Annotated in this window: 24 protein-coding genes and 1 riboswitch; of the genes, 9 read left to right on the top strand and 15 right to left on the bottom strand. The window is 56.0% G+C overall.

Annotation, left to right across the window (positions count from 1 at the left end):
- Window positions 1-359 precede the first annotated feature (359 nt).
- A complete protein-coding gene (uvrB, locus tag ABLU67_RS01790) occupies window positions 360-2,375 on the top strand; it encodes an excinuclease ABC subunit UvrB (RefSeq protein WP_004849041.1) in 2,016 nt (671 codons plus the stop codon).
- Window positions 2,376-2,683: 308 nt separating this feature from the next.
- Here uvrB and pmrB read toward each other — a convergent pair whose 3' ends face one another.
- The 6 genes from pmrB to ABLU67_RS01760 form a co-directional block, all read right to left on the bottom strand.
- The gene (gene pmrB, locus ABLU67_RS01785) at window positions 2,684-3,781 is read right to left on the bottom strand and encodes a two-component system sensor histidine kinase PmrB (protein WP_014228490.1); all 1,098 of its coding nucleotides are present in this window, start codon (window positions 3,779-3,781) and stop codon (window positions 2,684-2,686) included.
- A gap of 4 nt (window positions 3,782-3,785) precedes the next feature.
- On the bottom strand, window positions 3,786-4,457 hold the full coding sequence (gene pmrA, locus ABLU67_RS01780) for a two-component system response regulator PmrA (RefSeq protein ID WP_004849045.1): 672 nt from the start codon (window positions 4,455-4,457) through the stop codon (window positions 3,786-3,788).
- On the bottom strand, window positions 4,454-6,097 hold the full coding sequence (gene eptA / locus ABLU67_RS01775) for a phosphoethanolamine transferase EptA (RefSeq protein ID WP_025108112.1): 1,644 nt from the start codon (window positions 6,095-6,097) through the stop codon (window positions 4,454-4,456). The genes pmrA and eptA overlap by 4 nt, the downstream gene beginning before the upstream one ends.
- A 110-nt stretch (window positions 6,098-6,207) precedes the next feature.
- On the bottom strand, window positions 6,208-7,113 hold the full coding sequence (gene yvcK / locus ABLU67_RS01770; RefSeq protein WP_004849048.1) for a uridine diphosphate-N-acetylglucosamine-binding protein YvcK: 906 nt from the start codon (window positions 7,111-7,113) through the stop codon (window positions 6,208-6,210).
- 186 nt (window positions 7,114-7,299) lie between these two features.
- On the bottom strand, window positions 7,300-7,776 hold the full coding sequence (locus tag ABLU67_RS01765) for a hypothetical protein (protein ID WP_143439964.1): 477 nt from the start codon (window positions 7,774-7,776) through the stop codon (window positions 7,300-7,302).
- 36 nt (window positions 7,777-7,812) lie between these two features.
- Entirely contained in the window at window positions 7,813-8,697 is an 885-nt protein-coding gene (locus ABLU67_RS01760; protein ID WP_348852127.1) for a DUF4431 domain-containing protein, read from the bottom strand.
- A gap of 302 nt (window positions 8,698-8,999) precedes the next feature.
- Window positions 9,000-9,138: riboswitch (molybdenum cofactor riboswitch) on the top strand.
- On the opposite strand from ABLU67_RS01760, the gene moaA reads away from it, so the two are divergent.
- From moaA to ABLU67_RS01730, 6 genes are all read left to right on the top strand, one after another.
- Window positions 9,126-10,115 (top strand): GTP 3',8-cyclase MoaA, encoded by a 990-nt coding sequence (gene moaA, locus ABLU67_RS01755; protein ID WP_148850096.1) that lies wholly within the window; start codon window positions 9,126-9,128, stop codon window positions 10,113-10,115. Its footprint overlaps the riboswitch before it by 13 nt.
- 21 nt (window positions 10,116-10,136) lie before the next feature.
- Window positions 10,137-10,649 carry a molybdenum cofactor biosynthesis protein B gene (gene moaB, locus ABLU67_RS01750; protein ID WP_009653795.1) on the top strand — a complete coding sequence of 171 codons (513 nt, stop codon included), beginning with the start codon at window positions 10,137-10,139 and terminating at the stop codon, window positions 10,647-10,649.
- A 3-nt stretch (window positions 10,650-10,652) separates the two neighbouring features.
- Window positions 10,653-11,141 (top strand): cyclic pyranopterin monophosphate synthase MoaC, encoded by a 489-nt coding sequence (moaC, locus tag ABLU67_RS01745; protein ID WP_014228494.1) that lies wholly within the window; start codon window positions 10,653-10,655, stop codon window positions 11,139-11,141.
- Window positions 11,134-11,382: a molybdopterin synthase sulfur carrier subunit gene (moaD, locus tag ABLU67_RS01740; protein WP_004849056.1), complete on the top strand. Its 249-nt coding sequence runs from the start codon at window positions 11,134-11,136 to the stop codon at window positions 11,380-11,382. The genes moaC and moaD overlap by 8 nt, the downstream gene beginning before the upstream one ends.
- Window position 11,383: 1 nt before the next feature.
- On the top strand, window positions 11,384-11,836 hold the full coding sequence (gene moaE / locus ABLU67_RS01735; protein WP_004849058.1) for a molybdopterin synthase catalytic subunit MoaE: 453 nt from the start codon (window positions 11,384-11,386) through the stop codon (window positions 11,834-11,836).
- A gap of 44 nt (window positions 11,837-11,880) precedes the next feature.
- Complete coding sequence (locus tag ABLU67_RS01730) at window positions 11,881-12,585, top strand: Bax inhibitor-1/YccA family protein (protein WP_025108111.1); 705 nt, start codon at window positions 11,881-11,883, stop codon at window positions 12,583-12,585.
- A gap of 104 nt (window positions 12,586-12,689) precedes the next feature.
- Here ABLU67_RS01730 and ABLU67_RS01725 read toward each other — a convergent pair whose 3' ends face one another.
- The 3 genes from ABLU67_RS01725 to ABLU67_RS01715 are packed head-to-tail and all read right to left on the bottom strand — an operon-like array spanning window position 12,690 to window position 15,645.
- Window positions 12,690-13,655 carry a lysylphosphatidylglycerol synthase domain-containing protein gene (locus tag ABLU67_RS01725; RefSeq protein WP_254539596.1) on the bottom strand — a complete coding sequence of 322 codons (966 nt, stop codon included), beginning with the start codon at window positions 13,653-13,655 and terminating at the stop codon, window positions 12,690-12,692.
- Entirely contained in the window at window positions 13,655-14,899 is a 1,245-nt protein-coding gene (clsB, locus tag ABLU67_RS01720; RefSeq protein ID WP_014837867.1) for a cardiolipin synthase ClsB, read from the bottom strand. Before clsB ends, ABLU67_RS01725 begins: the two co-directional genes overlap by 1 nt.
- Window positions 14,896-15,645: an endonuclease/exonuclease/phosphatase family protein gene (locus ABLU67_RS01715; RefSeq protein WP_014228498.1), complete on the bottom strand. Its 750-nt coding sequence runs from the start codon at window positions 15,643-15,645 to the stop codon at window positions 14,896-14,898. The genes clsB and ABLU67_RS01715 overlap by 4 nt, the downstream gene beginning before the upstream one ends.
- 143 nt (window positions 15,646-15,788) lie before the next feature.
- On the opposite strand from ABLU67_RS01715, the gene ABLU67_RS01710 reads away from it, so the two are divergent.
- Window positions 15,789-16,226, top strand: a complete 438-nt coding sequence (locus tag ABLU67_RS01710; RefSeq protein ID WP_004130686.1) for a YbhQ family protein — start codon at window positions 15,789-15,791, stop codon at window positions 16,224-16,226.
- 61 nt (window positions 16,227-16,287) lie between these two features.
- Here ABLU67_RS01710 and ABLU67_RS01705 read toward each other — a convergent pair whose 3' ends face one another.
- The 6 genes from ABLU67_RS01705 to ABLU67_RS01680 form a co-directional block, all read right to left on the bottom strand.
- On the bottom strand, window positions 16,288-17,394 hold the full coding sequence (locus ABLU67_RS01705; protein ID WP_004849064.1) for an ABC transporter permease: 1,107 nt from the start codon (window positions 17,392-17,394) through the stop codon (window positions 16,288-16,290).
- Between the two features lie 120 nt (window positions 17,395-17,514).
- Window positions 17,515-18,648 (bottom strand): ABC transporter permease, encoded by a 1,134-nt coding sequence (locus tag ABLU67_RS01700; RefSeq protein WP_014228500.1) that lies wholly within the window; start codon window positions 18,646-18,648, stop codon window positions 17,515-17,517.
- Window positions 18,638-20,377 (bottom strand): ATP-binding cassette domain-containing protein, encoded by a 1,740-nt coding sequence (locus tag ABLU67_RS01695; protein WP_025108108.1) that lies wholly within the window; start codon window positions 20,375-20,377, stop codon window positions 18,638-18,640. The genes ABLU67_RS01700 and ABLU67_RS01695 overlap by 11 nt, the downstream gene beginning before the upstream one ends.
- On the bottom strand, window positions 20,374-21,366 hold the full coding sequence (hlyD, locus tag ABLU67_RS01690; RefSeq protein WP_025108107.1) for a secretion protein HlyD: 993 nt from the start codon (window positions 21,364-21,366) through the stop codon (window positions 20,374-20,376). Before hlyD ends, ABLU67_RS01695 begins: the two co-directional genes overlap by 4 nt.
- Window positions 21,363-22,040, bottom strand: a complete 678-nt coding sequence (gene cecR, locus ABLU67_RS01685) for a transcriptional regulator CecR (RefSeq protein WP_038424240.1) — start codon at window positions 22,038-22,040, stop codon at window positions 21,363-21,365. Before cecR ends, hlyD begins: the two co-directional genes overlap by 4 nt.
- A gap of 71 nt (window positions 22,041-22,111) precedes the next feature.
- Window positions 22,112-23,035 (bottom strand): LysR substrate-binding domain-containing protein, encoded by a 924-nt coding sequence (locus tag ABLU67_RS01680; protein ID WP_014837871.1) that lies wholly within the window; start codon window positions 23,033-23,035, stop codon window positions 22,112-22,114.
- A 342-nt stretch (window positions 23,036-23,377) separates the two neighbouring features.
- Here ABLU67_RS01680 and ABLU67_RS01675 point away from each other — a divergent pair, with 342 nt between their 5' ends.
- Window positions 23,378-24,709, top strand: a complete 1,332-nt coding sequence (locus ABLU67_RS01675; RefSeq protein ID WP_032748828.1) for an MFS transporter — start codon at window positions 23,378-23,380, stop codon at window positions 24,707-24,709.
- The last annotated feature ends 45 nt before the right edge of the window (window positions 24,710-24,754 follow it).

Genomic DNA, 24,754 nt, shown 5'->3' with positions numbered 1-24,754 from the left:
GAGAGTACGCGGCCTGCGGCCGAATTGGCGCGAAACCCGTCTTTTATTAAATTCTATTAAATATCAATTATTTAAATAAAATCAATGCCTGTAAGAAAAGTGTCACCGACTGCCATAAAACATTCATCCCCTCGCTTGACAAATGTTAAATGGTCATACTTTTTGGGGATAACCCTGAGGCGTGGTCGATTATCCCGTAAAGCGGTTTTTATTCGTCCATGTTGGCGGTAAAAAGCGCTAATTAGTCCGACTACGATAATACGGCACTGTTTTTATATCCAGTATTTTTTATTGGCAAAAGCTGAGCCGGCGAGTAGAATTAAACACCTGCCGTTCAACCCTTCTTCAGGTTCTGATTGATGAGTAAACCGTTCAAGCTGCATTCTGCTTTCCGTCCCTCCGGCGATCAGCCGGAAGCCATTCGTCGCCTGGAAGAGGGGCTGGAAGATGGCCTGGCGCATCAAACCCTGCTCGGGGTCACCGGCTCAGGTAAAACGTTTACCATCGCCAACGTCATTGCTGACCTGCAGCGCCCGACGATGGTGCTGGCGCCAAACAAAACCCTGGCGGCGCAGCTATACGGCGAAATGAAAGAGTTCTTCCCGGAGAACGCGGTGGAGTATTTCGTCTCGTACTACGACTACTACCAGCCGGAAGCCTACGTGCCAAGCTCGGACACCTTCATCGAGAAAGATGCGTCGGTGAACGAACATATTGAACAGATGCGTCTGTCGGCGACCAAAGCGCTGCTGGAGCGTCGCGACGTGGTGGTGGTGGCCTCGGTCTCCGCTATCTACGGTCTGGGCGATCCGGATCTGTATCTGAAAATGATGCTGCATCTGACGGTCGGCATGATTATCGACCAGCGCGCTATTTTGCGCCGCCTGGCCGAGCTGCAGTATACCCGCAACGATCAGGCCTTCCAGCGCGGTACCTTCCGCGTGCGCGGCGAGGTGATTGATATCTTCCCGGCGGAGTCTGACGATATCGCGCTGCGCGTTGAGCTGTTCGATGAGGAAGTTGAGCGCCTGTCGCTGTTCGATCCGCTGACCGGTCATATTGAGTCGACGATCCCGCGCTTCACCGTTTATCCCAAAACCCACTACGTCACCCCGCGCGAGCGCATCGTCCAGGCGATGGAAGAGATTAAAGTTGAACTGTCGGAGCGGCGTAAGGGACTGCTGGAGAACAACAAGCTGCTGGAAGAGCAGCGTCTGAGCCAGCGTACGCAGTTCGACCTCGAAATGATGAACGAGCTGGGCTACTGCTCGGGGATTGAAAACTACTCGCGCTATCTGTCGGGCCGCGGGCCGGGCGAACCGCCGCCGACGCTGTTTGACTACCTGCCGGCCGATGGTCTGCTGGTCATCGATGAGTCCCACGTCACGATCCCGCAGATCGGCGGTATGTACCGCGGGGACCGGGCGCGCAAAGAGACGCTGGTGGAGTACGGTTTCCGCCTGCCGTCGGCGCTCGATAACCGTCCGCTCAAGTTTGAAGAGTTTGAGGCCCTGGCGCCGCAAACCATCTATGTTTCGGCGACGCCGGGAGCCTATGAGCTGGATAAATCCGGCGACGAGGTGGTGGACCAGGTCGTCCGTCCTACAGGGCTGCTGGATCCGGTCATCGAAGTGCGTCCGGTAGGCACCCAGGTCGACGATCTGCTCTCGGAAATTCGCATCCGCACCGCGATCAACGAGCGCGTGCTGGTCACGACGCTGACCAAACGCATGGCGGAAGATTTAACCGAATATCTGGAAGAGCACGGCGAGCGGGTGCGCTACCTGCACTCGGACATCGACACCGTGGAGCGCATGGAGATTATCCGCGACCTGCGCCTCGGCGAGTTTGACGTGCTGGTGGGGATCAACCTGCTGCGTGAAGGTTTGGATATGCCTGAAGTTTCGCTGGTGGCGATCCTGGATGCCGATAAAGAAGGCTTCCTGCGCTCTGAACGCTCGCTGATTCAGACCATTGGCCGCGCGGCGCGAAATATCAACGGCAAAGCGATTCTCTACGGCGATAAAATCACTCCGTCGATGGCGAAAGCGATCGGGGAAACCGAGCGCCGCCGCGAGAAGCAGCAGGCGTACAACGAAGAGCACGGTATCGTTCCGCAGGGTCTGAATAAGAAAGTGGTCGATATTCTGGCCCTCGGTCAGAATATCGCGAAAACCAAAACCAAGGGGCGCGGCAAGTCTCGCTCACCGGTTGAGGCGGATGTCGTCGCGCTAACGCCGAAGGCGCTCCAGCAGAAGATTCACGAACTGGAAGGGCAGATGATGCAGCACGCGCAGAACCTGGAGTTCGAAGAGGCGGCGCAAATTCGCGACCAGCTTCACCAGCTGCGCGAGCTGTTTATCGCCGCTTCGTAGCGGCGTTGCCAGATAAATATCGCCCGGGCCTTACCGGGTCTTCGGGGCGATGGACGGAATGTGTTTTTCGTGGGGCGGGTAAGGCGCCAGCCGCCACCCGCCACCCGACAGAAAAGCGGGCACATGAGCCGAAACGCTTTGGTTATTTGTTGCCCCTCTGTCGCGATTTTCCGTGATGCTTAATGTTGGCTTAATCTTGTTTGGCGAAACTATCCTCACTTTACTGAGGATAGCGCCATGCAAAAATTAACCTTCCGCGAATACCTGGCAGTCACCTGCGCGTTTGTTATCGTCGTTGCCTTTTTCCATCAGTGGGTGCTGACGTTCTGACGCGAAGCTTTAGGGAAGAGTACCCAGGCGCGAACGCCGGGCCCGGGCTGTCGGTTATGTAAAAAGAACTGCGCGTCGTGCAGCTGGGCGATGCGGGTGACGATGCTTAACCCGAGACCAATACCGCCATAGCGGCTGTCCATGCGGACGAACGCTTTGCTTAGCTCACCGCTTTTAGCCTCATCAATTCCCGGTCCTTCATCCTCAACGGCCAGAATGGGCGTTGGGCCAGGCGCTATCGACACTTTAATCGTCGACCCCGTCGGGCTATAACGATGCGCGTTTTCGACCAGGTTACGTAAAATAACCTGCACCAGCGTGGCGTCGCCCGACACGATTGCCTCTCCATCCTTAACGTTGATCGCCAGCGTCTGCTGGCGCTGCTGCAGCATTGTCTCAAGCTCGCTCTGCAGCGGTTCAATCACATCCTCTTTCAGCGCAACCTGCTGATAGCTTCCGGCGGAGAATGACTGGCCAACGCGCGCCAGCTGAAGCAGCTGGGTAATGCTATTGGTCATTTGATCGAGACGCTGAATTAGCGGGTCCACGCTAACGCCATGCACTTTCGCCAGAAGCTCCAGGTGCAGACGCAGCCCGGCCAGCGGCGTGCGCAGCTCATGGGCGACGTCGGCGGTAAACAGACGCTCGCGATCGAGGGTTAAATTCAGGCGGGACACCAGCTGATTAATCGCGGTGGTCACCGCGGTGACTTCAGGAACCGATTCCTTCAGCGTGATAGGCTGCAGGTTGTCCGGGGTGCGGCTTTCCAGCTCGAGCTGCAGTCTGGAAAGCGGCTTTGTGATTTTTTTCACCGCCAGCAGGGAGATATACAGCGCCAGGCCGATAATCAGCAGGCTTGGGATCAGCAGGCTGGCTACCGCTTCGCGAACCTCATGCTCAATATGCTTCTGATTGTTATGCCCTTCAATGGCGCTGGCGACCAGCAGCTGAATCTGCTCCTGACTTTCATGCCACAGCCAGAACACGCTGATGAGCTGACAAACGGCCAGAATAGCGCCAATTGTCAGCAGCAGCCGATGACGCATAGTCCAGTTTTCACTGACAAAAAAAGCCATAGCGTTATTCGGTCTCCGCGTTATCAACCAGCATATAGCCAAAGCCACGGACGGTGCGGATGCGTGATTTGCCGACTTTATCGCGCAGATTATGGATATGCACCTCCAGCGTATTGGTGGCCGGTTCGTTGTCCCAGCTGTAAATGTCGTTGTAGAGAATTTCGCGATGCACCGGGCTGCCCGCTTTCATCATCAGGCGTGAAAGCAGAGCGTACTCTTTGGGCGTTAAATCCAGGGACTGCTCGCCGAGCCAGACCAGCCGCCGGGTGACGTTCAGGCGCAGATTGCCGACGGACAGTTCGTTATCGCCCTGATTATTGTGACGACGCAGCAGGGCGCGAATGCGCGCGTTCAGCTCTTCCAGCGCAAACGGCTTAACCAGGTAGTCATCCGCGCCGGTATCCAGGCCGCTGATGCGGTCATCCACGGTATCGCGGGCGGTGAGGATCAGCACCGGCTGGCTGAACTTCTCCCGTCGCATGCGCGCCAGGAAGTGCAGACCGTCTTCATCCGGCAGGCCGAGGTCGAGAACCACCAGGCTGTAGTGGTTGCTGGCCAGAGAGAGGGCGGCTTCGTGGGCGGTTGATACGCCGTCGCAAACGTAGCCCTCGCTTTGCATCGCCAGAATTAACCCTTGTAACAGGAGCGCATCGTCTTCAATGACTAAAATTTTCATCGGCCTGCCTCTCTACATGGCGTTAAAATATCGTCTGTTGCCTGGTACTCGCGGGTGCTGACCCCGAGCAGACCGAGCAGGGTGGAGAAAAGATTATCCTGCGAATACGCTTGCGTTTTCGCTTTTTGCTGCAAACACTGGCTGGACACGCCATAGCGCTGTTGATAATCCGCTGACAGCCACAGCAGCATCGGGACGTGTTTTTGCGTCTCCGGGGCGATGGACCACGGTAGCCCGTGTAAATACACCCCATCCTCGCCAAGCGACTCGCCGTGATCCGAGAGATACACCAGGCTGGTGGTAAATTTATCCTGCTTTGACTGCAGTAATTTTATCGCTTTGTCGACCACATAATCGACATACAAAATCGTATTATCGTAGGTATTGGTGAGCTGCTGCTGGGTACAGCTCTGAATCTCGTTGGTGTCGCAGGTGGGCGTAAACTGTTTAAACTGCGCCGGATAACGATTGTAGTAGGTTGGGCCGTGGCTGCCGATAGTGTGCAGTACGATAATCCCGTCCTGCTGCAGATTATCGATATAGTTCTCCAGGTTATGGAACAGCACCTCATCGTAGCACTCGCCGTCGATGCACTGGCCGCTAAGCTTCAGATCGGTGACGTTCTGGTGCGGTACCCGGTCGCAGGCTCCTTTACAGCCGCCGTCGTTATCATTCCACTGAACCTGAATTCCCGCGCGCTGCAGGATATCCAGCACGCCTTCCTGATGGTGCGCCAGCTCTTCATCATAGTGGGCGCGCGGCATATTAGAGAACATGCACGGTACAGAAACCGCGGTCGCGGTGCCGCAGGACGTGGTGTCGGGGAAATAGATAACATTATCCTGTTTCAGGCGCGGGTTGGTCTCGCGGGCGTAGCCGTTCAGGGAAAAGTTTGCCGCCCTTGAGGTTTCGCCTAACACCACGATAGTCAGATTTTTCCGCGGTCCGCTGCGCATCTCCGGCTTCTGAACCGCGTCTTCGCCAATTTTGACCAGCGGAAGATTATCCATCCTGTTATGCGCATACCAGGAGTTCACGGCCACAATGCTGTTTGACGGGCTCAGGGACTTAACCAGCTCTTTGTTATTGCGAAACAGCGAGGCGTAATCTTTATAGAAAAATGCCGCGACCAGAATAATCAGCAGCGCTGAAACCACGATGCTCAACAGCCTTACCGCCACGCTGCGCCACAGGGTTGCCGGTTTGCGGATTTTAACCCACCAGGCCACGACCACCGCCAGAATGCCGGAGAGTCCCAGGATCAGGACCATTTTTCCGGAGAGTAGCGCAAAGCTTTCGGCGGGAGTGGTATCGAGAATATTGGTGATCATCGCCCGATCGATAACCACGCCAAAGGTCCAGATAAAATACTGGGCCGAGGCGCTAAGCAGAATAAACAGGCTGATAACGAGGCGGTCAAGCTTAAGAAATGACGCTAGCGTGGTGATGATATTCATCACGCTGATAGCCACTATCGGCATACTGAGGAACACCAGCCAGTTATGCAGGCCGTTGACCGGCAGCAGGGTAAACGCCTGGCGATAGAAAGCGATGTTCAGCGCCAGGCCAATATAGCAGGCGAACAGAATCAAATAGACCGTACGGTTAAGCATTGGCCGACGTAAAGAAAATAACGACATAGCGAAGTCCACATAAAGAGATGTTCGCTATGCTGCCCGTTTTTTTTTAAGACAACCTTAAGATTTTAAGCCTGCCTGTTTTTGTCGCAAGAATAAGGCCGCGTTGAGGATTAGCCTAAGGCCTGAATCGCTTTATCCAGCGCGCGGCGCAACAGCTGGCGATCGTGACGATAGGGCACATCGCTGGCGTCCAGCGGCGTCTGAATGACGACCCGATCCTTAATCCCTGCGATATCGGCTTTCGGGCCGACAACCAGCGCGTCAATCACCCGTTTACCAATTTGCTGCTCCATAATGGCGACCCTGTCCGCCAGCGTCAGGCTGGCTGCCGGGCTATGCTCTTTGCCGAGGTTATCGATAAAGACCATTGGCGCGGGCGTGCGGCGCAGCGCCTTCGCCATCTCATCAAGCAGCAGAATCGGCATCAGGCTGGTATAGAAGCTGCCGGGGCCAATCAGGATTAAATCGGCTTCGGCGATGGCTTCTATCGCTTCACGGGTGGTGGGCACCGGCGGGGAGAGCATAAGCTCGCGCGGCACGCTGGCAAGCTGATCGATATTCACTTCACCGTAAACTTCGTGCCCTTCATGGTCGATGGCCATAAGATCGACCGGTTGTTCCGACATCGGGATCAGAAACGCGTCGACCTTAAGAAGATTCCTTATCAAATTGATCGCTTCAAGCGGGCGCACGCTCAGGTGATCCAGCGCCTTAAGCATCAAATTGCCGAGGTTATGCCCGGAAAGCTCACCGTTGCCGCTAAAACGGTACTCAAACATCGCTGAGGCCACGCTGGGTTCGGCGATGAGCTGATTAATACAGTTGCGCATATCGCCCCAGGCGATGCCGCCTTCCGCGCGACGAATGCGCCCCGTAGAGCCGCCGTTATCGGTCGTGGTGACGATGCCGGTGAGGCGTGAACCGAGCGAAGAGAGGGATGACATTACCCGGCCCAGCCCGTGCCCGCCGCCGAGTGCCACCACGCGATCCAGATCGGCGAAAGTGCGATTGCGCATAAAAATCCTTATCTCAAATAATCGCGAACACAGTAACCGATCTCCCTCTAAAAGACGATGTCAGGTTATCTTATAGGTGGGTCTTTAGCATGGCTTCAAATACGGAGTTGCGGCGTTGAAAATAGATGGGCTGTATATTGATCCTGTTTAACAAGGTCTGAAAGGTATCGCTGTGAATCCTTGGTGCTAGCCCACATAGCTGACGCTTTTCAGTCGAAGCCGGTTATTCATCAGTATAAATTCGAAATTTGTTGAATGTTCGCAAGACTCCGACAGGCCGGGCAGTTGTTCGTTTGTTCCGCTACCAAAACTAGCAAGCAGTCCATCATCAGTAAACTCAGCGCTGGCCACCGCATCGCAGACACCGTCAGTAAAATGTCTCTGCCCATTTTCCTCGTAATAATAGCGATTTTCATCGCTGACGCCGGCTGGGTAATATTTGCGGCTTTGTTCATTTGTCGATAATGCATTATCCCTAAATTTCGTTATGGTCAGCATTTGAACATCTGATGGGATCGCACTCAGTTCTCCCATCTCTTGCAAAATGTCCTCTGAATATTTATCAAACATCGCCTCAGTGATGACCTCGGGAGGATTATCATCCTGTTCTGGCCAGAATGCAGGCATTATCCAGGGAAGGGGAAACGCGATAAAGGACTTCACAGCCGCCCCATTTTTAGTTTTCAAAGCCTGCTGGAATTATTGAAGTAGCTTAATAATCTCGCGTTTTTTCTGGGCGTTGAGTTCAGCTTGTTTTGTCGTTTTTATCTCAACAGAGGGTTGGTTTTTAAGTGCTCTACAGCGCGTTGCCAGATCGTCAAAGCGTCGGTTTTCCTCCACGGACTCCAGGCCGGAATAAACGTCGCAGGGCAGCTTGAGATCGGCATCCGTCAGATACCACCAGGGCGGCTCGGAAGCGCAAATATCGATCTCCTTCACCTGCCACTGTCCGGCGGTTTTAGTCAACACGGCCCACAGCATTTTATCAAGGTCGGCATCGCACTCTTTTGCCTGCGACCAGTCTAGCTTTTGCCCTTCAGGTGCGACGACTTTCCCGACCAGAATGGCCCATTCACCACTAGTGTTCAGGCGATCGACTTTAATACGCACGGCCTGTCCGGCCTGGTTTGCCGCCTGTGGGCGAATGGTATCCAGAATTGCCTTCCTTTCCATGTTCCCCTTACTTCCCACCAGCTTTACCGAGGATAAAATAAGGTTGGTATTATCATGCCCGGTCTCGGCGTGCTCAAGCCGGCCGGTTACCGTGATATATTTACCCGCGAGCCCGGTTAACTCACTGGATGGACTTTCCGTTCGTAGCGTGACTTCTATTTGAGTTTTCTCCCCTATCTCATCCCGGTTAGCTTTTGTACAGATGGGTTCGTCCAGGAAGAGAATATCCTGTCTCAGGCGGCTATCCGTTTTGGGGTTTTCGCCGTAGCCGGGGGGACCATAAAAGGCTCTGACCTCAAGGTACCCACTGAGTTTTATCTCCTGGGCATAGTGAAAACAGGGCTCGGCGGCTAAAACGGAACCGCTGCAAAGCGCGAACATTGCCAGAATCACCTGGATAGAGCGGGTCATCGCAAAATACCATCCTTTGTAGACCGATTGTTAACAGTTAACTTATTCTTTTCATTAAATAAGTCTCTTCCTTGTTCTGGGGTGAGAATATCATCTTTTGTTGGGTGTCGAAATGGATGACCCGGTGAGCGCGAAATAATACTGGGTGTTTTTATATCCGATGCTGGGCGGTGATTTGCAGGAAGGATTACGCTTTTTTCTCACGTGCTTAGGTGAAAAAAACGAGATAAATCCGTTATATATGCCTTTACATAACGAAATGTGGGTATGGCATAACCCTGGTTTCCGCGCTACTATTCGGCGTAACCCACTAACACTCTAGCCTCTGTGCCTGTGTCGAAAGATATGGTGCTTTGGCCGTGACAACCTCGGTTGCCACCAGGGCGCGAAAAGAAATGACCGCGTCTCCCGTATTTGGAAAGGTGTCTATGGCTTCACAGCTTACCGATGCATTTGCGCGGAAGTTTTACTATCTGCGTTTATCAATTACCGACGTATGCAACTTTCGTTGCACCTACTGTCTCCCCGATGGCTATAAGCCCGGCGCCGTCACCAATAAAGGCTTTCTCAGCGTTGATGAAGTTCGCCGCGTGACGCGCGCGTTCTCCGCCCTGGGGACGGAAAAGGTGCGCCTGACCGGCGGCGAACCCTCGCTGCGTCGCGATTTTACCGACATCATCGCCGCGGTGCGGGAAAACCCTTCTATTCGCCAGATTGCGGTCACCACCAACGGCTACCGGCTGGCGCGCGACGTTGAAAGCTGGCGCGATTCCGGGCTGACGGCGATTAACGTCAGCGTGGATAGCCTCGATGCGCGTCAGTTTCACGCCATCACCGGCCAGGACAAGTTTCATCAGGTGATGGCCGGCATCGATGCCGCATTTGCCGCTGGCTTCGAAAAAGTGAAGGTCAATACCGTGCTGATGCGCGACGTTAACCATCACCAGCTCGACACTTTTCTGGCGTGGATCCAGCCGCGCCGCATTCAGCTACGTTTTATTGAATTGATGGAAACCGGCGAAGGCAGCGATCTGTTCCGCCGCCATCATATCTCGGGCATGGTGCTGCGCGATGAGCTGCTGCGTCGCGGCTGGATCCATCAGATCCGCCAGCGTAGCGACGGCCCGGCGCAGGTGTTTTGCCATCCGGATTATGCCGGGGAAATCGGTCTGATTATGCCTTATGAAAAAGACTTCTGCGCCACCTGTAACCGTCTGCGCGTCTCTTCCGTGGGTAAATTGCACCTGTGCCTGTTCGGCGAAGGCGGCGTCGATCTGCGCGATCTGCTCGCCGATGAGCAGCAGCAGCCGGCGCTGGAGGCGCGCATATCCGAGGCGTTAACGCACAAAAAACAGACCCACTTCCTGCATCAGGGCAACACCGGTATTACCCAGAACCTGTCCTATATTGGCGGATAATTCATTTTAAGGAGCGATCAGATGAGCCAGGCCAGCGCTGAGTTTATCCCGACCCGTATTGCTATTCTCACCGTCTCCAGCCGACGTGGCGAAGAGGACGACACCTCCGGACACTGGCTGCGCGACGCGGCTGAGGAGGCGGGGCATGTCATCGTCGATAAGGCGATTGTGAAAGAGAACCGCTACGCCATTCGCGCTCAGGTGTCGGCGTGGATTGCCGGCGATGAGGTGCAGGTGGTGCTGATTACCGGCGGCACCGGTTTTACCGACGGCGACCAGGCGCCGGAAGCGCTGCTGCCGCTGTTTGACCGCGAAGTGGAAGGTTTCGGCGAGGTGTTCCGCATGCTCTCCTTCGAAGAGATCGGTACCTCGACCCTGCAGTCCCGCGCCGTTGCCGGGGTGGCGAACCGCACGCTGATTTTTGCGATGCCCGGCTCAACCAAAGCCTGTCGTACCGCATGGGACAATATTATTGCGCCGCAGCTCGATGCGCGCACGCGCCCGTGCAACTTTATCTCTCATCTTAAGAAGTAATTTATGACGCAGCTGACCCATATTAACGCCGCCGGCGAAGCGCACATGGTCGATGTCTCAGGGAAAGCGGAGACGGTTCGCGAAGCGCGCGCCGAGGCCTATGTTGAAATGCAGGCCACGACGCTGGCGATGATTATCGACGGTAGCCATCACAAAGGTGATGTCTTTGCCACCGCGCGCATTGCCGGGATCCAGGCGGCAAAACGCACCTGGGAGCTGATTCCGCTTTGCCATCCGCTGATGCTGAGCAAAGTCGAAGTCAATCTGCAGGCGCAGCCCGAGCATAACCGGGTGCGTATCGAATCCCTGTGCCGTCTGACCGGGAAAACCGGCGTTGAGATGGAAGCCCTGACCGCCGCTTCCGTCGCCGCGCTGACGATTTACGATATGTGCAAAGCGGTGCAGAAAGATATGGTGATAGGTCCGGTGCGCCTGCTGGCGAAAAGCGGCGGCAAGTCCGGCGATTTCAGAGTGGAAGATAGCCATGATTAAGGTTCTTTTTTTTGCCCAGGTGCGCGAACTGCTCGGCACCGACTCCCTGACGCTCGATCCGCAAGGCCTGACCACGGTTGAAGCCGTTCGCCAGCAGCTGATCGCCCGCGGCGACCGCTGGGCGCTGGCGCTGGAGGAGGGCAAGCTGCTGGCGGCGGTAAACCAGACGCTGACGACGTTTGATCACCCGCTGGCGGCCGGTGATGAAGTGGCGTTTTTCCCGCCGGTTACCGGGGGATAACATGACGCAGACGCGTATTATCGTCAGCCATGACCGCTTTAAGGTCGGCGACGAATACCCCTGGCTGGCCGAGCGCGATGAAGACGGCGCGGTAGTGACGTTTACCGGCAAGGTCCGCAACCACAACCTTGGCGACAGCGTCAAAGCGCTGACCCTCGAACACTATCCGGGGATGACGGAAAAGTCGCTGGCGGAGATTGTGGAACAGGCGCGCGAGCGCTGGCCGCTGGGCCGGGTGACGGTGATTCACCGTATCGGCGAGATGTGGCCCGGGGAGGAGATTGTCTTTGTCGGCGTCACCAGCGCCCACCGCGGTAGCGCGTTTGCGGCGGGGGAGTTTATTATGGATTACCTGAAGACCCGCGCGCCGTTCTGGAAGCGGGAGGCGACGCCGGAAGGCGAGCGCTGGGTCGATGCGCGAGATAGCGACCGTGAAGCGGCAGAACGCTGGTAGTGTGGTACGCTTAGAAGATAAATTTCGTTAATCAGGAGACAGTCATGGATAGATATCCTCGTTCCGGGTCGATCGTACAGGGTCGCAGCGGACTTCAAACTTATATGGCGCAGGTGTACGGCTGGATGACGGTCGGGCTGCTGCTCACGGCGTTTATCGCGTGGTTTGCGGCCAACACCCCTGCGGTGATGATGTTTGTCTTTTCCAGCAAAATAACCTTTTTCGGCCTGATCATCGCCCAGCTGGGGCTGGTATTTGTGCTCTCCGGCATGGTGCAGCGGCTGAGCGCGGGAATGGCGACCACCCTGTTTATGCTCTATTCGGCGCTAACCGGGCTCACCTTATCCAGTATATTCCTCGTCTATACCTACTCATCGATCGCCAGTACCTTCGTGGTGGCAGGCGGGATGTTTGGCGTGATGAGCCTTTACGGCTATACCACTAAACGCGACCTGAGCGGCTTCGGCAATATGCTGTTTATGGCGCTTATCGGTATCCTGCTGGCGTCGCTGGTTAACTTCTGGCTGAAGAGCGAAGCGCTGATGTGGGCGGTGACCTACATCGGGGTGATCGTCTTCGTCGGCCTGACCGCCTATGACACCCAGAAGCTGAAAAACATCGGCGAGCAGATTGACGTTCGCGATGCGTCAACGCTGCGCAAATACTCGATTCTTGGGGCGCTGACGCTGTATCTGGACTTTATCAACCTGTTCCTGATGCTGCTGCGCATTTTCGGCAACCGTCGTTAACTCGTTCCCGGATGGCGGCGCGATGCGCCTTATCCGGGCTACCAGACCGCAGAAAACGATGAACCTGTAGCCCCGGTCAGCATCCGCGACCGGGGCTTTTTTGACTACTCGCCCGCCAGCTTGCGCTGGTTTTTCTCCCGCAGATGCTTCGCCCGGCTCTCCAGAATCAGGTAGCCGATGGTCGCCAGCAGCAGCGGCAGGAAGTAGTACAGGGCGCGATAGGCAAGCAGGGCGGCAATAATCGCGCCGCGCGAAATCTCTTCCCCGGAAAGCATGGCGATAAATACCGCCTCAAGCACGCCAATGCCTGCCGGAATATGCACGATAACCCCCGCAATGCTGCTGACCAGCAGCACGCCGAGCACGAGAAAATAGTCCACCTGCGGGCCCAGCAGCAGCCAGATAATCGCCCCCATCGCCATCCAGTTCAGGCTGGAAACCGCCATCTGCAATATCGAGAAGCGCCAGGACGGCAGCACCAGCCGCTGGCCTTTTATCGTCAGATGGCGCTTTTTAGCAAAGGCGCAGGCCCACAGGTAAAACGCGGAAATCAGCAGTAAAACGACGCCCAGAATTTGCAGCGACGACTGGCTGATATACCAGCGCTCGGGCACCTTCACCATGCCGGAGCTAAAAATAATACCGCCGAGCAGAATATAGCCCAGCCAGTTGGTGGTAATGCTCAGAGAGAAGATACGGGTAATGGTTGCGCCGCTCAGGCCGAGGCGCGAGTAGAGCCGATAGCGCATACCAATCCCACCCACCCAAGTGCTGAGCGTCAGGTTAAAGGCGTAGCAGATAAACGACACCAGCATCACCTGGCGTTTAGCCAGCTTGTGGCCGCAGTAAGCGCGCCCCAGCAGGTCGTAGCAGCCATAGATCAGGTAGCTGGCGATAACCAACCCGATGGCGCTGAGCAGCGCCGTACGGTTGTAATCGCGAATGACCTTCCACACGTCCTGCCAGTCGATTTTTTGCGCATAGACCACCAGCAGAACGACGACGGCGATAAAAAAGAGCACCGTCAGGATTTTTTTCGCCATCCGCCAGCGAGGGTGAGATTTCGCCATCAGGATTTCACCTCCTGGTTTTCCGGGTCCACGCGGTCCTGGGTTTCTATTTCTGGCTGTACCGGGGGCTGAACCCGCGACAGCAGCGGCGTATGGGCCGGTAGCCATCCGACCCAGGCAGGGAAGTGGCGCAGGAAGTGGAACGCCAGCACGCTAATGCCGAGCCGCCACCAGGTTCGTTTCGACAAAATGCGCTTATCGACCTCGCGGCAGTCGTTAAGGATTAAGCCATTGAGATTATCGCGCAGCGTCTGGTTAAACTCGCGGTCGTGAATCACCAGGTTGGCTTCCAGATTCAGCGACAGGCTCAGGGGGTCGAGGTTGCTGGAGCCCACAGTGGCCCAGTGATCGTCCGCCAGCGCCACTTTGCCGTGCAGCGGACGGCGGCGATATTCGAAAATCTGCACGCCGCCTTTTACCAGATAGTGGTAGAGCAGGCGCGCGCCGAATTTGACAATCGGAATATCCGGCTCACCCTGAACGATGAGCTTAACGCGCACGCCGCGGCGGGCAGCGTTGCGCATAGCGTGCAGCAGCCGATAGCCGGGGAAAAAGTAGGCGTTAGCGATAATAACTTCCCGGCGGGCGCTGGTCAGCATCTTCAGATAGTGACGCTCAATATCATCGCGATGATCCTGATTATCCCGCCAGATAAACAGCGCCTGCGCTTCGCCGGGGTTGCGGTTGATTTCAGGCTTATGCCGACGCCGCTGCCACCAGCGTCGTGTCGCTTCGCTGGTGGGGAGGTTTTCGAGTTCAAATTGCAGAATATCGAGCACTACCGGCCCTTCGACCTGTACGGCGTAATCCTGTTTGGCCTCCGGGCCGTAATCGGTCATGTGCTCGGCGGAGTAGTTAATGCCGCCGACAAAGGCGGTAACGTCGTCAATCACCACGATTTTGCGATGCATACGGCGAAATAAATTGGTGCGCATGCCGAGCAGGCGCGGGCGCGGATCGTAATAGCGAAAAATCACGCCAGCCGACGTCAGCTCGCCCACAAAGCTTTCGCTTAAATCCGGCGAGCCGTAGCCGTCCAATAAGACCTCGACGCGCACGCCGCGCTGGGCCGCTTTTAACAGAACGGCATGGAGCTGTTTGCCGACGTCATCTTCAAACCAGATAAAAGACTCAAGGATCACCCGCTGCTGCGCGCGGCCGATGGCGGCAAACAGGGCCGGATAATAGTTATCGCCATTTTCTAATAGCCGAATGCGGTTTCCTTCCTGCCAGCTGCATTTCACAGATGTATCTCCACGCTAAGCGGTGCATGATCGGACAGATGACGCCACTGTTTTAACGCCAGCGCTCTGGGCTGGCTGGCGTGGGCGTTTTTTACGTAGATGCGGTCAAGTCGCAGCAGCGGAAAGCTGACCGGGAAAGTGCGCGCCGGGCGCCCTCTGGCGCGGGTAAAAATCTCCTCCAGCCCGGCCTGGGCTTTAAGCTGGCGGTTCGCCTGCTGCCGCCAGTCGTTAAAATCACCGGCTACCACCACCGGTTCGCCCGCGGGTAAACCGTTCACCCAGTCCGCCAGCATCGTCAACTGGGCCTGGCGTTGATGAGCGCGCAGTCCCAGGTGCACGCAGAATAAATGGATAGCGATGCCGCTTTCCGGCGGGACGATGCGGCAGTAGAGCAGGCCGCGCTTTTCGCTGTTGCCGACCGAAACATCGAGATTTTGATAATGTTCGATGGGGAAGCGGGAGAGGACCGCGTTGCCGTGATGCCCTTCCGGGTAAACGGCGTTACGACCGTAGGCATAATCGCTCCACATGGTATCGGCCAGAAACTCATAGTGGGTGGTATCCGGCCAGTTTTCGATATGCAGCGGATGAATTTCGTGCGCCCCCATCACCTCCTGCAGGCAAACAATGTCGGCGCTGACGCTGCGCACCGCTTCGCGTAATTCGGGCAAAATAAAGCGGCGATTGAACGCAGTAAACCCTTTATGAGTGTTAATTGTCAGCACGTTTAACGAAAATCGCGGCATTTGTTTGTCCTTATTTCTCTGGGCAATGTCACTTTCCTGTAGGAAATAGTGTAGTAGAGGTCACAAAAAGATGCGGTGATACGGAATTTTCCGTAAAGTGCGGTACTCTGAGTAGCAGAGAAAAATCCTTCAGGAGAGAAGCCATGAAGTGGCAACAACGTGTACGCGTCGCAACGGGTCTTAGTTGCTGGCAGATTATGTTGCATCTACTGGTCGTGGCAGTACTGGTGATGGGTTGGATGAGCGGCGCGCTGGTGCGCGTCGGATTAGGTTTGTGCGTGCTGTACGGCGTCACGTTAGTGTCGATGCTGTTTTTGCAGCGCCATCACGATGAGCGCTGGCGCGACGTCGGTGATTTCCTTGAGGAACTCACCACCACCTGGTACTTCGGTACCGCGGTGATCGTGCTGTGGCTGCTGTCGCGCGTGCTGCACAATAACCTGCTGCTGGCCCTCGCCGGGCTGGCAATACTGGCCGGTCCGGCGGTGGTTTCACTGCTGGCAAAAGATAAAAACAGATACGCTAAATCGTTCGGGCTACAACAAGGCGGCAACGCAGCGAATCCCCAGAAGCATAGATAACTATGTGACTGGGGGGAGCAAGGCGAGCCAGCTACAGTTGTGGCTTGAACGATGACGAGTATTACGCGATCTTTCTTCGGAACATCGCATACGCCGCCGAGCCGGTGGTGGCCGCTATGACCAGTAGCGGCCACAAACTTCCCCACACGATTTCCAGACTCGCATCCTTCAAATAGATCTGCTTGGTGATATCGGTGAAATGACGAATCGGATTCACCCACGTCAGGTTTTGTAGCCATACCGGCATATTTTCCACCGGCGAAACGTAGCCGGAGAGTAAAATCGCCGGCATCATAAAGACGAATACGCCGATAAACGCCTGCTGCTGCGTGGAGCACAGCGACGAAATCAGCAGTCCGAATCCTACCAGCGACAGACCGTAAACGATCATCGTGAAGTAAAACAGCAGCAGTGAGCCAGCGAAGGGAATCTGATAGGCCCAGATACCGATCCCCAGCACGATGGTCGCCTGCAGGGTGGCGACAATCAGCGCCGGGACCGCTTTACCGATAAAGATCTGCCAGGTTGCCAGCGGCGAGACCAGCAGCTGGTCGAGCGTCCCCTGTTCGCGCTCGCGGGCAACGGAGAGCGAGGTGACGATCATTACGCCGATGGTGGTGATCATGGCGATCAGCGACGGCACCACGAACCATTTGTAATCGAGATTCGGGTTATACCAGTTGCGTACCACCAGCTCGCTATTGTTCGGTTTGGCTTTGCCTTCCAGCAGGTCCTGCTGATAGCTTTTGACGATCTGCTGGAGGTAGTTGGCGGCAATTTGCGCGCTGTTGGAGTTGCGCCCGTCCAGCAGCAGCTGGAGCGGGGCGGTCTGGTTGGTGTCGAGGTTGCGCGAAAAATCCGCCGGGAAACGCACGACCAATAGCGCTTTTTGTTCATCGATGGTCGGTCTTATTTCCTGAGGGCTTTTCAGTAACAGCACGTGGGTGAAGGCTTTGGCGCGGGCAAAGCGCTGGGTCAGCTCCACGGCGTGCTTGCCGTTGTCTTCGTTATAGATGGCGATGGTGGCGTTCGTTACCTCCAGCGTGGCGGCAAAGGGGAACAGCAGCACCTGAATGAGCACCGGCATAATCAAAATCGCCCGCGTCTGCGGTTCACGCAACAGCGACTGTAGCTCTTTGCGGATTAACGTCCATAAGCGATGAAACATCTTATATTCTCTCTTTATACTGCTTTGTATTCCCGGACTGCGCTTATCCTGGCTACCCAATCTGGCAGAAACGGTAGCCCGGGTAAGACGTTAGCCGCAACCCGGGGGCACGCAGGCAAATTAATCCAGACGCCGTTTGGTTTTCAGCCACGTCAGGCCGATAAACATCACCGCCGAGGCGATTAAAAACATCACGTTCACCAGCAGCACCACCGGGATGTTGCCCGCCAGAAACAGGCTTTGCAGGGTGCTGACAAAATAGCGCGCCGGGATCACGTAGGTCACCGCGCGGATTATCGCCGGCATGCTGTCTATCTGAAAAATAAACCCGGACAGCATAATTGAAGGCAGGAATGCGGCATTCAGCGCCACCTGCGCGGCGTTAAACTGGTTGCGGGTAATGGTGGAAATCAGCAGCCCCATTCCCAAGGTGCTCAGCAAAAACAGGCTGGTGATAAAAAACAGAATCACCAGCGAACCGCGAAAGGGCACGCCGAGAATAAACACCGCCACCAGCATACACAGCAGCATCGCCAGCATGCCGAGGAAATAGTAGGGGATCAGCTTGCACAGCAGCAGCTCGGCGCGGGTAATCTCGGTCGACAGCAGCGCCTCCATGGTGCCGCGCTCCCACTCGCGGGCCACCACCAGCGAGGTCAGGATCGCGCCGACTACCGTCATAATGATGGTAATCGCGCCGGGGATAATAAAATGCTGGCTGATCGCGGCCGGGTTAAACCAGTAGCGCGTCTGCACGTCGATTAGCGGCTCGAAGGTTTCGCCGCGATCTTCCGCCCGCTGCTGCTGCCAGATTTGCCAGATGCCTTCGACGTAGCCCTGAGCGAAGTTAGCGGTATTCGGTTCGCTGCCGTCGGTGATGAGCTGGATCGGCGCATCGTCGCCGGGGCGGGCCATCTTCTGGTCGAAGTCCACCGGCAGGGTTACCAGGGCGCGAATGCGTCCCGCCTGCATCATCTGCACCAGTTCCTGGCGGTTATCGCTGATGGTGGCGTCGATATAAGGGGAGCCGGTCATGGTATGGACAAAATCTAGCGCCTCTTCGCTCTGCTGCTCCAGCAGCACGCCCACCCGCAGCTTGCTGGAGTCGAGGTTAATCCCGTAGCCAAAGATAAACAGCAGCAGCAGGGGGATGACCACCGCAATCAGCCAGCTGCTGGGGTCGCGGACAATCTGCCGCGTCTCTTTCACGCACAGGGCGCGTACGCGCCGCCACGATAGCAGTTTACCGCTCACCGGCGTTCTCCTTATCCCAGTCGTGAATGAGGGTGATAAACGCCTGCTCCATCGTCGGGTCAGGCTGTTCATCATCCGCCGCCAGCGCCTTCAGATCGTCCGGCGTGCCGCTGGCGATCAGTTTGCCGCGATAGACCAGGCCGATACGATCGCAATACTCCGCTTCATCCATAAAGTGGGTGGTGACCATCACCGTCACGCCTTTATCCACCATACTGTTGATATGCAGCCAGAATTCGCGGCGGGTGAGGGGATCGACCCCGGAAGTGGGTTCATCAAGAAACAGGATATCCGGTTCGTGCATCAGCGAGCAGGCCAGCGCCAGGCGCTGTTTATAGCCGAGCGGCAGATCGTCGGCGGCCTGCCGGGCGATGCTTTTCAGGCCAAACGCCTCGCTCATGCTGGCGATTTTGTCGTTCTGCGCCCGTCCGCGCAGGCCGTAGACGCCGGAGAAGAAGCGCAGGTTCTGCTCAACGGAAAGGTTGCCGTAGAGCGAGAACTTCTGCGCCATATAGCCCAGATGCTGACGCGCCTTGCCGGAGCTGACTTTCAGGTCCATGCCCAGCACCAGCGCTTTCCCGGAGGTGGGGACCAGCAGGCCGCACATCATCTTAAACGTCGTGGACTTTCCCGCGCCGTTAGGCCCGAGGAGGCCGAAAATCTCCCCGCGTTTGACCTGAAAATCAACGTGGTCGGTGGCGGCAAAATCGCCGAATTTCTTGGTCAGGGTCTGCGCTTCAATCACCGTGTCCTCATGGGAGCCTTCCACGGTGTGGATAATGTTGCCCAGCGGCGATTCGGCAGTACCGGCGCCGCCCAGCAGGTCGATAAAGGCATCCTCGAAGCGCGGCGCGGTTTCGGCGACCTCCAGCGGCGGCATATCGCCAGCCTTCTGTACATCGCTGATGCTGGCCTCTTTTTTAAGGATCAGGCGTACCGATTTACCCTGAATCACGCCATCGCTGACCTGCGGCAGCTTCAGCGTACGCTGGAGGAGGCGGCGGTTATTCTCCCGGGCGCTGGAAACCAAAAAGCTGCGTCCGGCCATGGTCTGCGTCAGCTCTTTTGGCGCCCCCTGGTAGAGCAGCTGGCCCTCGTTCATCAACAGAACGTCCCGGCACTGCTCGGCCTCATCAAGATAAGAGGTGCTCCAGAGGATCAGCATTCCGTCGCCCGCCAGTTCGTGCACCATCTGCCACAGTTCGCGGCGGGAGATGGGGTCGACGCCGACGCCGGGTTCATCCAGCAGCAGGACTTTCGGTTCGCCGACGAGGGTGCAGGCCAGGCCAAGTTTCTGCTTCATGCCGCCGGAAAGCTTGCCCGCCAGCCGGCCGGTAAAGGGGCCGAGGGAGGTAAACTCCAGCAGCCTGGCGAAGGTTTTTTCCCGCGCCTCGCCGGTCACGCTGCGCAGATCGGCGTAGAGCGTCAGGTTTTCCATCACCGTCAGATCTTCATACAGGCCGAATTTCTGCGGCATATAGCCGAGCACCGCATGCAGGGCGCTATCGTCGGCAATCGGGTCGAAGCCGATCACTTTTGCGCTGCCTGCGTCGGGCTTCAGCAGCCCGGCGAGCATGCGCATCAGGGTGGTTTTTCCGGCGCCATCCGGGCCCACCAGACCGGTCACATAGCCGGAGTGAATGGTGCAGTCCAGCGGCGCGACGGCCGGGCGATCCATGCCGGCAAAGCGCCGGGTCAGGCCGCTCAGCGTAATCACGTCCTCGCTCATTGGCCGTTTCCGTGACTGAAGGTGACGGTGACCGGCATCCCCTGGCGCAGCGCGTCGTCGGCATCAGTGACCACAATACGCAGGCGATAAACCAGATCGGTGCGCAGGTCCGGCGTTTCCACGGTTTTCGGCGTGAATTCAGCGGTAGGGGAGACGAAGCCAATTTTGCCGCGGTAGGGTTTATCCGGGCGACTATCGGTGTAAAGCAGCACTTCGCGACCCGGCTGGGCCTGACCGAGGTTTTTTTCATCGATATAGGCGCGTACCCACACCGGATGGGTTAACGATAACGTCATCACCGTGCCGCCAGCGCTGAGCATGCTGCCCGGCTCGACGGCGCGGGTCATCAGCGTCCCGTCGGACGGCGAGGTCAGCGTGGTATCGTGCAGATCCAGCTTCGCCTGCGCCAGCGCGGCCTGCGCCTGTTCAAGGCTGGCTTTGGCCTGGGCGATTTCCTGCGGACGATTACCGGCGCGGTACTGGCGCAGCTTATCCTGCGCGGACTTCAGCGTCGCCTGGGCCTGATCGCGCGATGAGCGGGCGTTTTCCAGGTCGTTAGCGGAGATGGCGCTGCTTTTGCGCAGCCCCAGCTGGCGCTGGTAAAAATTCTGCGCATAGTCGTAAGCGGCCTGCGCCTGGTTGACCGCGGCGGCGGCCTGAGCGATCTCTTCCGAGCGATACCCCGCCATCATCAGGTCGTACTGCGCCTGGGCGGTGGAAACGTTGGCCTGAGCCTGCTGCAGGGCATTCTCGTAGGGCGCTCGGTCCAGCTCGCCCAGGGTCTGCCCGGCTTTAATCGCATCGCCCTCGTCGACGCTGAGCGACGCCAGCCGCCCGCCCACGCGGAAGCTGAGGTTGACGGTACGAATATCCACGTTGCCATACAGCGTGAGCGCTTTCTGCTGGCTGCTCTGGTACCACCACCAGCCTCCGCCAATGACAGCGGCCAGCAGGAGAAGCAGCACAACGACGATGAGCGGTTTTTTCATGACTCCAGACTCCTTTGCGATAATCCTTCCAGAACGAAATCAATATGGCAGGTGATAACCTCAATAATTTGCGCGGTTTTGTCCCGATCGAATTCAGCCCAGCCCGCGCGGCGCAGCACCGTTTCCCGACCAAGGCGAAAAGCGAGAACTTCGCCCAGCAGCGCGTGGGTGTGGAGGACCATTTCCGTGCTGTCAGCGTTAAGGCCGGTATAGGCGGCGATTAAGCGGGTCAGGTAGCAGTGTAGCGGAGCAATCACCTGATCGTGGATGAGCCGGTAGGCCGGCGTTGGCGACAGCTGCTCGCGGGAGATAAATTTGCTCAAATTGACGGTGTCGTCCTGGGTCAGCAGCAAAATCATATTCTGGCAGGCGCCCAGTATCAGGGTGCGCATGGCGGCTTTATCCGGAACAGGCTCAGCGCACAGCGCTTCCGCCGCCTGCGCGTGGGGGCGGAAATTGTGCTCGATAAAATCGGCAATCCACTGGGCGCAGGCGAGATAGAGATCGTCCTTGGAACCAAAATAGTAGGTAATGGCGGCGATATTCTGCCCGGCCTGGGCGGCAATATCGCGGGTTGTGGCGTGCAGGCCGTATTCGCCAAACTGGGCGATTGCGGCGGCGATAAGCAGGCTTTTCGCCTGCTCGCCCTTACTGGTCGTGGGAGTGGTTGTCATCGCGCGAGAAAAGTTAATCAATCGATTGATTAACTCTAGGCGCAGGTTGGCGGTTTGTCCACCGTTTGCTGCTAGATATGAAATCCTTCGCGACTCAGCTCTTCGGCAACCCAGGCAAAGAAGATCTTCACTTTCTCTTTTTGTTCATTCGGGTGCGGTAAAACGAAGTGATGCGCGTTAACCGGCATGCTGACGTCGCGGGTAAAGACGGGTTCCAGGTGGCGTTGGCTCACGCTCTGCCCGGCCAGCAAATTACTCTCAAGAATAATCCCCATTCCCATCCGGGCAGCCTCAATACTCATATAGGAGCGGTCAAAATTAAAAATAAAGTTTTTATTCCAGCCGCGAACCTTATGCCACGACAGCCAGTTGCTCCAGCCTATCAGCGTGCTATCGGAATGAATAAGGTCGCAGGCCAGCAGGTCTTCAATGGACTGAACGTCGCGGCCGGCTAAATAAGTCGATGAGCTAAAGGGGAGCACGCGTTCATTTTTTATGGTCTTGACCACCAGGGTTGGCCACTGTGAGAGCCCGTGGCGAATATCGATATCAATATTATCGCGGGAGAACTGGATGCTTTCATAAGAGCAGGTCAGGCTAATTTTAAGCTCCGGCCAGGCCTGGCGAAATTTATTCAGACGGGGCATCAGCCACAATAATCCAAAGCTCGGTGCGGAATGAATCCGTAAATAATCCTGGTGGATATCATTAATCACCTGGTTAGTGGCCTGACCAATAATATTTAACGCCCCGGAAACCTCTTTAAGGTATTTTTCGCCAATTGTGGTTAATACCATCCCTTTACTGCTACGGGAAAATATCTTTTTCCCCAGATACTGTTCCAGGCTGGCTATCTGATGACTTACCGCGGAGGCCGTAATATTAAGATTCTCTGCCGCCAGGTTCAGGCTGCCGGTATCAGCCACTTCAATAAAGGCCTGAATATTACGTAAGGATGGCATCGGCAAGCTTTTATTCTGCAGCGGCTGGTTCATGATTTCCTCCGGCGGGGGGAATAACGCAAGGCGGTTTTTTTACTCAGAAAGAAGGACGTCCAGCCGTTATCCCAGAAAATGATGGTCAGCATAGCACAGCCGGAAAATAAGTGATGGCGCAATCCGTGATGAAGTTAACAGTTTTTAAATGCACAACTCTCGAAAAAAATAATTGACAGGAATTTGAGTGCAGTCACGAAGCAAATTTTTCTCACGCGCAATTGAGCTTTTTTGAATACCCTTTCTTTTTGGGATTGTTATATTGCAACTACAGGCCTGATAACAGGGCGCGATGCGGTAAGGGTCGCGACAAAAAACATAAAAAAATAAAGAGGATACCCTATGTCACGTATAGATACTGTTGTCTGTACTGACGCCAGAAAAACAAAATATCGTTTCGTGGTTTTGACGATGATTTTCCTGGTGTATGCCATAAATTACGCCGACAGAACGAATATCGGTGCGGTACTGCCGTTCATTATTGACGAGTTTCATATCAACAACTTTGAGGCCGGGGCCATCGCCAGCATGTTTTTCCTCGGCTATGCGGTAAGCCAGATCCCGGCCGGTTTTTTTATTGCCAGACGCGGCACCCGGGGACTGGTCTCGCTGTCTATTTTCGGCTTTTCCGCTTTTACCTGGCTGATGGGCACCGTGAGCTCGGTGTTTGGCCTGAAGATGGTGCGACTGGGGCTGGGGCTTAGCGAAGGGCCGTGCCCGGTGGGGCTGGCTTCAACCATTAATAACTGGTTCCCGCCGAAAGAGAAAGCCACGGCAACGGGCGTCTACATCGCCGCCACCATGTTTGCGCCGATAATCGTACCGCCGTTGGCGGTGTGGATCGCGGTTACCTGGGGCTGGCGGTGGGTCTTTTTCTCCTTTGCGATACCGGGGATTGTGGCGGCGGTCGCGTGGTACCTGTTGGTTAAGTCAACGCCCGCGGAAAGCGGATTTGTTTCGCAACGCGAACTGGAAGAGATTAATGCCGGGCGTGAAACCGATAAAAACGCCGTCCGCGAAAATATATTAATTGCCGACCGCTTCACCTGGCTGGATAAAATTATTCGGGTGAAAAAGATGGCGCCTATCGATACGGCGAAAGGATTATTTACCTCGAAAAATATTCTTGGCGACTGTCTGGCCTATTTTATGATGGTCAGCGTGTTGTACGGGTTATTAACGTGGATCCCGCTGTATTTAGTGAAAGAGCGCGGTTTTGACGTGATGAGTATGGGCTTCGTGGCGAGTATGCCGTGCATCGGCGGCTTTATTGGCGCGATTGGTGGAGGCTGGATCTCGGATAAAGTGTTAGGCCGCCGGCGTAAACCCACCATGATGTTCACCGCGATTTCAACCGTGGTCATGATGCTCATTATGCTGAACATTCCAGCAAGCACCTTGGCGGTATGTATTGGATTATTCTTTGTCGGTTTTTGTTTGAATATTGGCTGGCCGGCTTTTACCGCCTACGGAATGGCCGTTTCGGACAGTAAAACCTATCCGATTGCCTCTTCTATTATTAATAGCGGCGGCAACCTTGGCGGCTTTGTCGCCCCGATGGCCGCCGGTTTTTTACTTGATCAGACCGGCAGCTTTAATTCTGTATTCACCTATTTTGGTATCTGCGCCGCAATAGGTCTGGTGGTGATTCTTTTCCTCGATGAGCCACAATAACGGCAATATTTCTGTTAATTAATATGACGTCATGTCATGGAGTGA

Source organism: Klebsiella sp. GN_Kp190 (assembly GCF_040061795.1).
In the GTDB taxonomy this organism is placed as follows: domain Bacteria; phylum Pseudomonadota; class Gammaproteobacteria; order Enterobacterales; family Enterobacteriaceae; genus Klebsiella; species Klebsiella michiganensis.
Note: the sequence above shows the minus strand (reverse complement) of the source record. Positions and strands in the feature narration are given on the sequence as shown.

Excerpts from the sequence above, each read along its gene's own strand:
- uvrB (WP_004849041.1), top strand. The coding sequence starts at position 360 with ATGAGTAAACCGTTCAAGCTGCATTCTGCTTTCCGTCCCTCCGGCGAT.
- pmrB (WP_014228490.1), bottom strand. The coding sequence starts at position 3,781 with ATGGCTTTTTTTGTCAGTGAAAACTGGACTATGCGTCATCGGCTGCTG.
- pmrA (WP_004849045.1), bottom strand. The coding sequence starts at position 4,457 with ATGAAAATTTTAGTCATTGAAGACGATGCGCTCCTGTTACAAGGGTTA.
- eptA (WP_025108112.1), bottom strand. The coding sequence starts at position 6,097 with ATGTCGTTATTTTCTTTACGTCGGCCAATGCTTAACCGTACGGTCTAT.
- yvcK (WP_004849048.1), bottom strand. The coding sequence starts at position 7,113 with ATGCGCAATCGCACTTTCGCCGATCTGGATCGCGTGGTGGCACTCGGC.
- ABLU67_RS01760 (WP_348852127.1), bottom strand. The coding sequence starts at position 8,697 with ATGACCCGCTCTATCCAGGTGATTCTGGCAATGTTCGCGCTTTGCAGC.
- moaA (WP_148850096.1), top strand. The coding sequence starts at position 9,126 with ATGGCTTCACAGCTTACCGATGCATTTGCGCGGAAGTTTTACTATCTG.
- moaB (WP_009653795.1), top strand. The coding sequence starts at position 10,137 with ATGAGCCAGGCCAGCGCTGAGTTTATCCCGACCCGTATTGCTATTCTC.
- moaC (WP_014228494.1), top strand. The coding sequence starts at position 10,653 with ATGACGCAGCTGACCCATATTAACGCCGCCGGCGAAGCGCACATGGTC.
- moaD (WP_004849056.1), top strand. The coding sequence starts at position 11,134 with ATGATTAAGGTTCTTTTTTTTGCCCAGGTGCGCGAACTGCTCGGCACC.
- moaE (WP_004849058.1), top strand. The coding sequence starts at position 11,384 with ATGACGCAGACGCGTATTATCGTCAGCCATGACCGCTTTAAGGTCGGC.
- ABLU67_RS01730 (WP_025108111.1), top strand. The coding sequence starts at position 11,881 with ATGGATAGATATCCTCGTTCCGGGTCGATCGTACAGGGTCGCAGCGGA.
- ABLU67_RS01725 (WP_254539596.1), bottom strand. The coding sequence starts at position 13,655 with ATGGCGAAATCTCACCCTCGCTGGCGGATGGCGAAAAAAATCCTGACG.
- ABLU67_RS01715 (WP_014228498.1), bottom strand. The coding sequence starts at position 15,645 with ATGCCGCGATTTTCGTTAAACGTGCTGACAATTAACACTCATAAAGGG.
- ABLU67_RS01710 (WP_004130686.1), top strand. The coding sequence starts at position 15,789 with ATGAAGTGGCAACAACGTGTACGCGTCGCAACGGGTCTTAGTTGCTGG.
- ABLU67_RS01705 (WP_004849064.1), bottom strand. The coding sequence starts at position 17,394 with ATGTTTCATCGCTTATGGACGTTAATCCGCAAAGAGCTACAGTCGCTG.
- ABLU67_RS01695 (WP_025108108.1), bottom strand. The coding sequence starts at position 20,377 with ATGAGCGAGGACGTGATTACGCTGAGCGGCCTGACCCGGCGCTTTGCC.
- hlyD (WP_025108107.1), bottom strand. The coding sequence starts at position 21,366 with ATGAAAAAACCGCTCATCGTCGTTGTGCTGCTTCTCCTGCTGGCCGCT.
- cecR (WP_038424240.1), bottom strand. The coding sequence starts at position 22,040 with ATGACAACCACTCCCACGACCAGTAAGGGCGAGCAGGCGAAAAGCCTG.
- ABLU67_RS01680 (WP_014837871.1), bottom strand. The coding sequence starts at position 23,035 with ATGAACCAGCCGCTGCAGAATAAAAGCTTGCCGATGCCATCCTTACGT.
- ABLU67_RS01675 (WP_032748828.1), top strand. The coding sequence starts at position 23,378 with ATGTCACGTATAGATACTGTTGTCTGTACTGACGCCAGAAAAACAAAA.